The following is an 8358-nucleotide window of genomic DNA, read 5'->3' as shown; positions in this document are numbered from 1 at the left end:
AAGGAAAAATTGCGCCGTCCAGGGGGCAAAAGACCCGCCGGTTGGGCATGTTGACATGTTTCAAACAAGCCCTAGTCCTCGATGTAGCTGCGCACCCGGAACCGGGCCCCCAGGCCCTCGCAGAGGGCCCGGCAGGCGGCGATCTCCTCCGGGGACTTGTCCTTGTCCACAATGGTCATCACTACCTCCGGCACATACTCCACTGCCTCCCGGGTGAAGTCCAGCATGGCCTCCCAGGCCCGGACCCCGTCCCGGGGCCGGGTCACCGCCACATATTCCTCCGCCGTGGCGCCGTTGAGGGAGATGGAGAGGACGTCAATGCGGCCCTGGAGGTCGGGGCACACGTCCCGGCCCTGGATGAGGTTGGCGTGGCCGTTGGTGTTGATGCGGATGGGCGGCAGGCCCGGCGCCCGCTCCTTCATGCGATCCACCAGCCACAGGATGTCGTCGATGCGGAAGGTGGGCTCCCCAAAGCCGCAAAACACGATCTCGGGGTAGCCGGCCAGATCCCGGGCCAGGAGATCGGCCAGGGCCTCCTCCCGGGTGGGCTCATGGTCCAGCCACAGGTCGCCGGCGTAGATGCTCCCCCTGTGGCCGTTGTGCCGCAGGCAGAAAACGCAGGCGCAGTCGCAGCGGTTGGTCAGGTTGACGTAGAGCCCCCCGCCGTATTCGTAAGTGATGGTCTCCATAACATATGCCTCCTTTGGGTCACTGGATGCCGAAGAACCGCTTGCCGTTCTCCAGAGTGAGGGCCAGGACCTCCTCCACCGTCAGGCCCCGAAGCTGGGCCACTGTGGCGGCAGTGAGAGGGATTAATGTGGAGTCGCACCGCTCCCCCCGGTGGGGCGCCGGGGCCATGTAGGGGGCGTCGGTCTCCAGCATCAGCCGGTCCAAAGGCATCCACTGTACCACCTCAGGCCCCCGCCGGGCGTTGGGGAAGGTGAGGTTGCCGGTGAAGGAGAGCATCCAGCCCAAATCCACCGCCACCTTGGCGTCCTCCACGCTGAGGGCGCAGCAGTGAAAGACCCCCCGGACGTTGGGATGGGCCCGGACGATGTCCAGGCAGTTCCGGTGGGCGTCCCGGTCGTGGACCACCGCCGGCAGGTCCAGCTCCTCCGCCAGGGAGAGCTGGGCGTCGAAAAAGTCCCGGGAGAAGGCCCGGTCCTCCGGGGTCTTCACCCAGTAATAGTCCAGGCCGATCTCGCCGATGGCCTTCACCTTGGAGTGGGCGGCCAGGTCGCGGACCTGGTCCAGTTCGGTGAGGGCCGCCCCCTCCAGGTTCTCCGGGTGGAAGCCCACGGCGGCGTAGAAATAGTCATACCGCTCCGCCAGGGCCAGGGCGGCCCGGGAGCTCTCCAGGTCGCAGCCGGGGCAGACCACCAGGTCCACCCCCCGCTCCGGAAGGGCGGAAAGGAGAGCGTCCCGGTCCGGGTCAAAGGCGGCGTCATAGTAGTGGGCGTGGGTGTCAAAAATCATGGGCAAATCCTCCCTTTCGTGCGGCGGATTCTTCCGCAGACACTATGATACCCGCTTTTTCCGCCGATTGCAAGGCCGTTCCTGCCTGAAAAAAGTCCCGCCCGGCCTTGGGCCGAGCGGGACCGCGCAGCATTACAGGACCTTGGACAAAAACTCCCGGGTCCGCGCCTCTCTGGGGTGGGCGAAGAAGGCGTGGGGCTCGTTCTGCTCCAGGATGTGGCCCCCGTCCATGAAGAGGACCCGGGTGCCCACCTCCCGGGCAAAGCCCATCTCGTGGGTGACCACCACCATGGTCATGCCCTCCTGGGCCAGCTCCTTCATGACCTCCAGCACCTCGCCCACCATCTCTGGGTCCAGGGCGGAGGTGGGCTCGTCAAAGAGCATGAGCTTGGGCTTCATGGCCAGGGCCCGGACGATGGCGATGCGCTGCTTCTGGCCGCCAGAGAGCTGGGCGGGGTAGGCGCCGGCCTTCTCCTCCAGCCCCACCCGCCGGAGGAGGGTCGTGGCGGTCTCGTCGGCCTCGGCCTGGCTCATGAGCTTGGTACGCACCGGGGCCAGGGTGATGTTTTTGCGGATGGTCATGTTGGGGAAGAGGTTGAAGTGCTGAAACACCATGCCCATCTGCCGCCGGACGGCGTCGATGTCCACCTTGGGGCCGGTGATGACGGCGCCGTCGAAGGTGATGGTACCGGCGCTGGGCTCCTCCAGCAGGTTGAGGCAGCGCAGAAAGGTGGACTTGCCCGAGCCGGAGGGGCCGATGATGACCACCTTCTCCCCCTCCTGGATGTGCTCGCTGATGTCGTCCAGAACCAGGTTCTTCCCGAAGGATTTGCTCAAATGCTCAACGTCGATCACTCTGACGCAGCCTCCTTTCCAGCTTCCCCTGGAGCCAGGTAAAGATCAGCACCAGGGCGAGGTAGATGGCCGCCGCCCCCAGAAGGGGCATCATGGCGTCATAGGTGCGGGTGACGATGTTCCGGGCAAAGAAGGTTAGCTCCTGCCCGCCGATGATGGAGATCATGGAGGTGTCCTTCAGCAGGACAATGAACTCGTTGCCCAGAGATGGGAGAATGGCCTTGAATGCCTGGGGGATGACGATGAAGCGCATGGTGTCGAAGTAGTTCAGCCCCAAAGAGCGCCCCGCCTCCATCTGCCCCGAGTCCAGGGACATGAGGCCCCCCCGGATGATCTCCGCCACATAGGCCCCCGAGTTGATACCCAGGGTCAGGGCCCCCACAGCGGTGAAGTTCCGGCTGCTAGAAAAGATCACCAGCCCCATAATGAGAATCTGCACCATCATGGGGGTGCCCCGGATGACAGTGACATACACCTTGCACAGGGCGTTGGCTGCACCCAACACCGGGTTCCGGGGCCTGCCTGGACGCTGCTGGTCGTGGGCGGTGCGGAGCATGGCCACCACCACTCCCAGCGCCACGCCTATGGCCAGGGCGATGGCCGTGGTCAGCAGGGTAATGCCCACCCCCTCCAGATAGGACTGCCAGCGGTCCGCCTCCAGGAAAGCCTGGTAGAAGCGGACAAAAAAGGTCTGCCACCACTCCAGGGAGACGCCGTCCCGCATCATTCCCCGCCACAGCTCATAGGTCTGGGCCAAATCCATGGGCGGTCCCTCCTTCTCTGTATCAACATTGCCGCAAAAGGGGCGGCTGGGGCCGCCCCTTTTGCGGAATTTCGACGAGATTGCAGATTACTCGGCGGTGATGTACTTATCCATAATGGCCTGAACGGTGCCGTCGGCAATCAGCTCGTTCAGGGCGGTGTTCACCGCCTGGAGCAGGACCTCGTTGCCCTCGTCCACGGCGGCACAGTAGTCCTCGACCACATAGGCGCCATCCAGAATCTCCAGACCGGAGGTAGCAGCCACATATTCCTGGGCGGGGCCGTTGTCGATGACCACGCAGTCCACCTGACCGTTGAGCAGGGCCTGCACCGCCACGGAACCGTTGTCCAGGCTGGTCACATGGTCCACGCCGTGGGCATCCTGGCAGTACATCTCGCCGGTGGTACCCCGCTGCACGCCGATCTGAATGTCCTCCAGCACGTTGCCGTCAGCGTCCACCAGCTGCAGATCGTCGTTGGTGCCGGCAATGGTGGTGTCGCCCCCCCGGACGATGATGACCTGGACGCCGGTGGCGTAGGGGTCGGTGAAGTCCATCACCAGGTCCCGGTCGGCGTTGTAGGTCAGGCCGGCCAGCATCACGTCGGCCCGGTTCTCCTGGACGGAGATGAGTGCGGCGTCAAAGTCGATGTTGTCGATGACCAGCTCCAGGCCCAGCTTGTCGGCGATGGCTTGGGCGATCTCAGGGTCGATACCGATGACGTTGTTGTTGTCGTCCGTCATCTCATAGGGGGGAAAGGAGGCGTTGGTCACCATGATGAGCTGCCCGGGCTCAATCAGGCCGGAGGTGAAGTCGCCGTAGCCGCCGGTCTCGGCGGGGGCGGACGCGGAGGGAGCAGGCTCCACGGGGGTGGTGCTCTCGGGGGCGGGGGTCTCGGCGCTGCCGCCGGCGCAGGAGGCCAGCAGGCTGAGGCTGAGGGCGGCGCTCAGGGCCAGCCCAAGGACTTTTTTCAGTTTCATGTGCATTCTCTCCTTGATTCGGCCCGGTCCGGGCCTGTTATCTGCAAGATTATACAACTCTTCCCGAAAAAAATCAAGCCTTTCTTCGGCGGCCTCCCCGGATTTATGCAATTTAGATAGAATACCAATGAATATTTTGCCTTCCCAGTCCCGTCCCCCAAAGGGTGTGGTTCCAAAAATGAAAAATTGGTTCCATCCGCCGGAAAAATGTGATAGAATAGGCCTGCCAGGGAATCCACACCCGCCGGCTGCATCCGGCGGCGTCACACGGTCCCGCCGGGACCGCGGAAAGGGGAACGCTTATGTACCTGTACGAGATCCGGGATACCCTCCAGGCCACGGTGCTCTGTGGCGAGGAGGCGCTGGACCGGGAGGTCCGCTCCGCCTGCGCCAGCGACTTCATGAGCGATGTGCTGGCCTACGTCAAGGACCAGGGCCTCCTCCTCACCGGCATGGTCAACCCTCAGGTGGTCCGCACCGCCGAGATGATGGACATGAAGTGCATCGTCTTCGTCCGGGGCAAGCTCCCCGGGCCAGACATCGTGGAGCTGGCCCGGGAGCGGGACATTGTGGTCATGCGCTCCGCGCTGCGGATGTTCATCGCCTGCGGCCTGCTCTACAGCCGGGGCCTGGCGGGGGAGTGAGCCATGGGAGATCTGAAGCTGACCTATCAGGTGGACGGCGGGGACCTGCTCCAGGCGGGGGAGGCCTCCAGCCAGATGAAAATGGCCCTGAAAAAACTGGACCTCCCCCCGGAGGTCATCCGCAAGGCCTCCATCTGCATGTACGAGGGGGAAATCAACATGGTCATCCACGCCGACGGCGGCCATGTGGAGGTGACGGTGGGCATGGACGCCATCACCATCCGCCTGGTGGACCAGGGCCCCGGCATCCCCGACGTGGACAAGGCTATGGAGGAGGGCTTCACCACCGCCGGGGACGTGGCCCGGGACCTGGGCTTCGGCGCCGGTATGGGCCTGCCCAACATGAAACGTTACTCCGACGAAATGGAGATCGACACCACCGTGGGCGTGGGCACCACGGTGACCATGCGCATTCACATCGCCTGACTGGGTGGGAGCCCTCTCCCGCCCCGATTGGGCCCGACTGGGGGGAAACGGGAATGATGAAGCACTCCGTTATATTGGAATACAAGCGCTGCCGGGGCTGCACCACCTGCATCAAGAACTGCCCCACCGAGGCCATCCGGGTCCGCCGGGGGAAGGCCGCCATCCTCAACGAGCGGTGCATTGACTGCGGCAAGTGCATCCAGGTCTGCCCCCACAAGGCGGTGAAGTCCGTCAGCGACAGCCTGGAGAAGCTGGAGAAGTACAAGTTCCGGGTGGCCCTGCCGGAGCCCGCCCTCTATGGACAGTTCCAGAACCTTGGGGACGTCGACATCGTCCTCAGCGCCCTGCTGGAGGTCGGCTTCCAGAAGGTCTACGAGACGGCCCGGGCCGCCGAAATCCTCTCCGACTACGCCCGCCGGAGCCTCCGGGACGGCGGGGAGGGGCCGGTTCCCCAGATTTCCTCGGCCTGCCCCACCGTCCTGCGGCTGATTCGGATGCGCTTTCCCAAGCTCATCCCCAACATCGCCGCCACCATCACGCCGGTGGAGCTGGCCGCCATCCTGGCCCGCCGGGAGGCCGCCGCCGAGACTGGCCTGCCCCCGGAGGAGATCGGGGTCTTCTCCATCGTCCCCTGCTCCTCCCAGGTCACCGCCGCCCACGCCCCGGAATACCTCCAGAAGCCGGTGCTGGACGGGGCCTTCTCCATCCGGGACCTCTACCTCCGGCTCCTGGGCCCCATGCGGCACCTGAAGGAGCGGCGGAATCTGTCCTCGGCGGGCATTATGGGGGTGGGCTGGGCCTACTGCGGCGGCGAGTCGGCCGCCCGGCTGGGCCAGAGCTACCTGGCGGTGGACGGAATTGAGAACTGCATCCGTATGCTGGAGGAGATTGAGGACGGCCGCCTGCCTGAGGCCGGCTTTATCGAGCTGCGGGCCTGCACCCAGGGCTGCGTGGGGGGCTGCTTCACAGTGGAGAACCCCTACGGGGCCCGGATGCGCATCAAGAACCTGATGCGGGGCCTGCCGGTGTCCCGGAACCGCTTCAACCTCCAGGGCCCCGACCGGGACCTGGTGAAGGGGGACCGGGAGCTCCAGTACCACCCCGCCCTGCGCCTGGACCAGGACCGGGGGGCCGCCATGGAGAAGCTTTTGAGGATCGACGAGCTCTTCCACAGCCTCCCCGGCCTGGACTGCGGCTCCTGCGGGGCCCCCTCCTGCCACGCCCTGGCCGAGGATGTGGTCCTGGGCCGGGCCTCTCTGGAGGACTGCATCTTCAAGGTCCGGGAGCGGATGCAGTACATGGCCGGGGCCGGAGAGGCCGACGAATACCTGCCCGCCCCCTTCCGGCAGCGGAGGACGCCGGAGCACCGGGGCGGCTCCCATTCCAAGGAAGGAGGGTCCAGCCCTTGACGGTAAGCGAACTGGCCAATATCCTGGCCTTGCAGTCCTTCTGCCTCCCGGAGCCCGGCCGGGAGGTCACCGGCGGCTATGTGGGAGATCTGCTCTCCTGGGTCATGGGCCGGGCCAAGGCGGGGGACGCCTGGCTGACCATCATGTCCAACCAGAATGTGGCCGCCGTGGCCCTGATGACCGACGCAGCCTGCGTGGTGCTCACCGAGGATGTGCGCCCCGACGAGGCTCTGCTCCGCCGGGCCCAGCAGCAGAGCATCAACCTCCTGGGGACCAAGCGGTCCTCCTTTGACACCGCCGCCGCCCTGAAGGACCTCTTAAGATAGCCGCCAGCAGCCCATTCCATACCTGAGAGGAGGCGGACCCCATCCGGCTGGCCTTTGACTTTCATTTTCACTCCTGCCTCTCCCCCTGCGGGGACCTGGCCATGACCCCCGCCGCCGTGGCCGGCCTGTGCCGCCTGGCCGGGCTGGATGTGGCCGCCCTCACCGACCACAACACCTGCGGCAACTGCCCCGCCTTCTGCGCCGCCGCCCGGGCGTACGGCCTGCTGGCCCTGCCGGGCATGGAGCTGTGCACTCTGGAGGAGGTCCATGTGATCTGCCTCTTTCCCGGTCTGGACCAGGCCATGGCCTTCCAGGACCTGGTCTACCCCCGGCTGGGGGACCGGGGCAACGACCCGGAAATCTTCGGCCGGCAGGTCCGCATGGACGTGGACGACCGCGTCCTGGGGGAGGAGCCCCGGCTTCTCGCCGGGGCCGCCGATATCGGCGTCTACGAGGTCCACACCCTGGCGGAATCCTGCGGCGGTGTGGCCTACCCCGCCCACATCGACCGGGACAGCTTCTCTTTGCTCTCCAACCTGGGCCTGTGGGACCCCGCCCTGGGCTTCCCCCTGGCGGAGGTCTCCCGCCGCTGCCCGCCGGACCTCTTCCAGCGCCGGCGGGACCTGGAGGGGGTGCGCTTTCTCACCGGCTCCGACGCCCACTATCTGGATCAGATCCAGGACGCCCACCAGTGGATGGAGGTCCCCGCCCCCACCCCCCAGGCCGTGCTGGACTGGCTGCGCCGGGGCGGGAGGTAAATTCCTTCCTTTTTAGGGCCTGTTGGAACACGGCTGCCAGCCCGCTGCCGTTTTCCAACAGGCCCTTGGACGCCCGAGCAAAAGATTCTTGGATTTCTCAAAGAAATCTGTTGAATTTGACGGCGGGAACAGGTACAATAGAGCTTACGATACTTCGCCCGGCGGGATCGCCGGGCGTTCTCGTGATTCGGACGGGAAGGAAAAAGGAGGAACCCGACTATGCCAAACGTGAAGACCGTGGTGCCCTACAGCGGGACGGAGGAGCAGGAGGCGCGACTGCGGGCGGTCATCGAGGCCCACAAGGGACAGCCCGGGGCCACCATGCCGGTGCTTCAGGCGGCCCAGGAGATCTTCGGCTACCTGCCGGAGGAGGTCCAGATCATGGTGGCAGAGGGGCTGGACATCCCCCTCAGCGAGGTCTACGGGGTGGCCTCGTTCTACGCGCAGTTCACCCTGAACCCCAAGGGGAAGTACCAGATCAGCCTGTGCCTGGGCACCGCCTGCTACGTCAAGGGGGCGTCCGACGTGCTGGCCGCCGTGGAAAAGCACCTGGGCATCCGCTCCGGGGCCATCACCCCCGACGGGAAGTTCTCCCTGGACGCCTGCCGGTGCATCGGCGCCTGCGGTCTGGCCCCGGTGATGATGATCAACAACGACGTCTACGGCCGCCTGACCCCCGATCTGGTGGGCGGAATTCTGGAGAAATACGACTGACCGGCCGGG

11 protein-coding genes are annotated in these 8358 nt (G+C 65.5%); 6 read left to right on the top strand and 5 right to left on the bottom strand.

The features are described 5' to 3' along the window. Positions 1 to 71 precede the first annotated feature (71 nt). The 5 genes from Q0K09_RS04540 to Q0K09_RS04520 all read right to left on the bottom strand — a co-directional run bounded on the left by Q0K09_RS04540 (position 72) and on the right by Q0K09_RS04520 (position 4072). Positions 72 to 689 carry a TatD family nuclease-associated radical SAM protein gene (locus Q0K09_RS04540; RefSeq protein WP_294473490.1) on the bottom strand — a complete coding sequence of 206 codons (618 nt, stop codon included), beginning with the start codon at positions 687 to 689 and terminating at the stop codon, positions 72 to 74. Positions 690 to 708: 19 nt separating this feature from the next. After that, positions 709 to 1476, bottom strand: a complete 768-nt coding sequence (locus Q0K09_RS04535) for a TatD family hydrolase (RefSeq protein ID WP_294473489.1) — start codon at positions 1474 to 1476, stop codon at positions 709 to 711. Positions 1477 to 1608: 132 nt separating this feature from the next. Beyond that, positions 1609 to 2331 (bottom strand): amino acid ABC transporter ATP-binding protein, encoded by a 723-nt coding sequence (locus Q0K09_RS04530; RefSeq protein ID WP_294473488.1) that lies wholly within the window; start codon positions 2329 to 2331, stop codon positions 1609 to 1611. Beyond that, entirely contained in the window at positions 2318 to 3088 is a 771-nt protein-coding gene (locus Q0K09_RS04525) for an amino acid ABC transporter permease (protein ID WP_294473493.1), read from the bottom strand. Before Q0K09_RS04525 ends, Q0K09_RS04530 begins: the two co-directional genes overlap by 14 nt. A 93-nt stretch (positions 3089 to 3181) precedes the next feature. Beyond that, positions 3182 to 4072 carry an ABC transporter substrate-binding protein gene (locus Q0K09_RS04520; protein ID WP_365931443.1) on the bottom strand — a complete coding sequence of 297 codons (891 nt, stop codon included), beginning with the start codon at positions 4070 to 4072 and terminating at the stop codon, positions 3182 to 3184. Between the two features lie 302 nt (positions 4073 to 4374). Here Q0K09_RS04520 and Q0K09_RS04515 point away from each other — a divergent pair, with 302 nt between their 5' ends. From Q0K09_RS04515 to nuoE, 6 genes are all read left to right on the top strand, one after another. After that, the gene (locus tag Q0K09_RS04515) at positions 4375 to 4716 is read left to right on the top strand and encodes a DRTGG domain-containing protein (RefSeq protein ID WP_294473487.1); all 342 of its coding nucleotides are present in this window, start codon (positions 4375 to 4377) and stop codon (positions 4714 to 4716) included. A gap of 3 nt (positions 4717 to 4719) precedes the next feature. Beyond that, on the top strand, positions 4720 to 5142 hold the full coding sequence (locus tag Q0K09_RS04510) for an ATP-binding protein (RefSeq protein WP_294473486.1): 423 nt from the start codon (positions 4720 to 4722) through the stop codon (positions 5140 to 5142). 53 nt (positions 5143 to 5195) lie between these two features. Further along, entirely contained in the window at positions 5196 to 6551 is a 1356-nt protein-coding gene (locus tag Q0K09_RS04505; RefSeq protein ID WP_294473485.1) for a [Fe-Fe] hydrogenase large subunit C-terminal domain-containing protein, read from the top strand. Beyond that, positions 6548 to 6877 carry a DRTGG domain-containing protein gene (locus Q0K09_RS04500; protein ID WP_294473484.1) on the top strand — a complete coding sequence of 110 codons (330 nt, stop codon included), beginning with the start codon at positions 6548 to 6550 and terminating at the stop codon, positions 6875 to 6877. Before Q0K09_RS04505 ends, Q0K09_RS04500 begins: the two co-directional genes overlap by 4 nt. A 101-nt stretch (positions 6878 to 6978) precedes the next feature. Next, on the top strand, positions 6979 to 7635 hold the full coding sequence (locus tag Q0K09_RS04495) for a histidinol-phosphatase (RefSeq protein WP_365931441.1): 657 nt from the start codon (positions 6979 to 6981) through the stop codon (positions 7633 to 7635). Positions 7636 to 7854: 219 nt separating this feature from the next. Further along, positions 7855 to 8349, top strand: coding sequence for an NADH-quinone oxidoreductase subunit NuoE (gene nuoE / locus Q0K09_RS04490; RefSeq protein ID WP_294473483.1), 495 nt, complete (start codon positions 7855 to 7857; stop codon positions 8347 to 8349). Positions 8350 to 8358 lie beyond the last annotated feature (9 nt).

Source organism: uncultured Intestinimonas sp., from assembly GCF_944387725.1.
Classification (GTDB): domain Bacteria; phylum Bacillota; class Clostridia; order Oscillospirales; family Oscillospiraceae; genus Intestinimonas.
Note: the sequence above shows the minus strand (reverse complement) of the source record. Positions and strands in the feature narration are given on the sequence as shown.